The organism is Pseudomonas japonica (assembly GCF_900188455.1).
In the GTDB taxonomy this organism is placed as follows: domain Bacteria; phylum Pseudomonadota; class Gammaproteobacteria; order Pseudomonadales; family Pseudomonadaceae; genus Aquipseudomonas; species Aquipseudomonas japonica.
This window is the reverse complement of record NZ_FZOL01000012.1, coordinates 157,105-159,509: the sequence shown is the minus strand read 5'-3', so window position 1 is coordinate 159,509 and position 2,405 is coordinate 157,105. Positions and strand designations below refer to the sequence as shown.

Genomic DNA, 2,405 nt, shown 5'->3' with positions numbered 1-2,405 from the left:
GAGGGGTTCCTGCTGAATTCGGCTTGGCAAAAAAGGGGTCGGGTGACGAAAAGAAAACGCGCCTGCCGTGGCCGGCGCGAACGACGCTGGGTTCAACCGAGGGCACGGGCCGTGTGGCGCCGGGCGTGGCGATTGCGCCAGCGCGCCAGGTGCTGGTCGGCGTAGCGGCGCACCTGACGCAGCAGGCGGGCCTGCTCGTCGATCAGGTAGAAGTGATGACCTTCGAACATGTCGAGGGAGAAACCGGTGCTGGTCTCCTCCTGCCAGTCCAGCAGTTCCTCGACCCTGACCGTGTCGCGCTTGCCGCCGAACACGTGGATCGGCACCGCCAGCGGCTCGCGCTGGCCGTAGGCGAAACTGCCGCAGAGGAGGAAGTCGGCGCGCAGGATCGGCAGGATCAGCTCGCGCAATTCCTCGTTGGCGATCACGCTTTCACTGGTGCCGCCCAGTTCGCGCAGGCGCGCGACGAGTTCGCCGTCACTCTTGGCGATGGCGTACTCGCTGACATCGCGTCGCGCAGGACCGGCGGTGGCCGAGGCGAACAGCGCCAGCGGCGCCGGCAGACCGCGATCGCGCAGGGCGTGGGCCAGTTCGAAGGCCAGCAGGCCACCGAGGCTGTGGCCGAACAGGGCGAACGGGCGATCCAGTTCGACGGCGATTTCCTCGGCCAGCAGATGCGCCAGTTGCACGATATCGGTGTGCAGCGGCTCGTCCATGCGCATGCCGCGCCCGGGCAACTCCAGCGGCCGCAGCTTCAGCCAGGACGGCAGCTTGTGCTTCCACGGGCTGTAGCAGGTGGCGCTGGCGCCGGAATAAGGCAGGCAGAACAGGGTCAGGCCGGGTGCGTCGCGTTCGATGCCCATGTGTCGTTTTCCTGTAGGTGCACGCCCCGGCCATGACAGCGGCCGGGCTTGTCTCCCAAAAGAACGGATGGCATCTGGAAATAATTAGTCGCATCTGCCGGCAGACGCGCCGGGCGGTTCACTCGCCGATGAACGCCCGGTGGTTGCGTACCACTTCATCGATGATGCTGCGGAAAATCCGCAGCGTCAGGCTCTGGTCCAGGCCGTGCTGGCCGGCCAGGGTCAGGTAGCGGTGGCGCTGCCGCGCCTCGCGCTCGGGGTCCACGGCCTGCCAGCGTTGCCGGGCCTTGAGCCGCCCGACCTGCTCGGTGACCTGGAAGCGCCGGGCGAGCAGGATGACCAGTTGCTCGTCCAGCTCGTCGATGGTTTGCCGCAGGCTGGTCAGTTCAACGTCGCTCACGACCTCTTCTCCCGCATTGATCATGGCGCACGCCCCAGCAGCCTGTTGGCCAGCCCCGAGGAATCGCGGATCCTGCCGTGCAACTCCAGCGGCCGGTCCTGCAGGATGACCCGCCACTGATTGAGCACGGCGATGAACGACTCGGTCTGCGACAGCAGCGCGGCACTGTTGTTCTCGAAAATGCTGGTCCACACCGTGACGTCCGAGGACGCCAGGCGAATCTGCTCGAAGAAGCTGCGCCCGATGAACGAACCGGTCTGCGAATCGAGGGGCAGTTGCTCGCCGAAGGTGTCCATCAGCGAGAAGGCAATCAGATGAGGCAGGTGCGAGGTCAGGGCGGCGATCCGGTCGTGCTGGCGGGCATCGACCCGACAGGTGGCGGCCCCCAGGGCATGCCAGAAGCCCTCGACCCGTTCGATGGCCGGCGTGGGCGTGGTGGCCAGCGGAATCAGCAGGCAACTCTTGCCGACGAACAGGTCCGCGCGCCCGGCACCCGGCCCGCTTTGCTCGCCGCCCGCCATGGGATGGCCGGGAACGAACGCCACGTGCGCCGGCAAGCGCTCGCTCAGGGCATCGATCACCGTCTGCTTGGTCGAGCCGACATCGGTCAGTACCGCACCGGGCTTCATGCTCTCGGCCAGCGCCAGGACCACCGGGGCCACGGCCCCGGTCGGCACGCAGACCACCACCAGGTCGCAGTCCCGCAGCGCCGCCAGGTGCTCGGCACAGCGCGGCACCAGGCCCAGCGCCTCGACCTCGGCGCGAACCCCGGGGTCACTGTCGAAGGGGTGCAGGTGGACATGCGGATGGTTCAGCCGCACCGCCCGCAGGATCGAGCTGCCGAGCAATCCCAGACCCACGATACCCAGATGCCGTATGTGCTCCATCGCCGACACTCCTTGTCCGAATCGTTTTACCGCTGCCGCGAAAAATTAGTACGCATATGATCAATAAGCAAGCACAGAAAAACCACCGACCCGCTGCCCGGCGGACAAACGGCGCTGCTCGGGGTGATCGGCAAAAGGGCTGAAAATCCCGTAAACACGGGGCAAAAGGACAATAGGACGCGGCCCCCGGCGATCGCCGTCGGCAAGAATACTCTGCTAGAATTTCACCGCGAGTACATCCTGACAGTTCGCGTG

General features: G+C 66.3%; 3 protein-coding genes. All 3 read right to left on the bottom strand.

Annotated features, from left to right (window positions below; all coding sequences use genetic code 11):
- Nucleotides 1–92: 92 nt before the first annotated feature.
- Nucleotides 93–863: a thioesterase II family protein gene (locus CHB99_RS16385; RefSeq protein ID WP_042122196.1), complete on the bottom strand. Its 771-nt coding sequence runs from the start codon at nucleotides 861–863 to the stop codon at nucleotides 93–95.
- A gap of 118 nt (nucleotides 864–981) precedes the next feature.
- Nucleotides 982–1,263, bottom strand: coding sequence for a chorismate mutase (locus tag CHB99_RS16380; RefSeq protein ID WP_212555914.1), 282 nt, complete (start codon nucleotides 1,261–1,263; stop codon nucleotides 982–984).
- Between the two features lie 20 nt (nucleotides 1,264–1,283).
- A complete protein-coding gene (locus CHB99_RS16375) occupies nucleotides 1,284–2,150 on the bottom strand; it encodes a prephenate dehydrogenase (protein WP_052419377.1) in 867 nt (288 codons plus the stop codon).
- Between the last annotated feature and the right edge of the window lie 255 nt (nucleotides 2,151–2,405).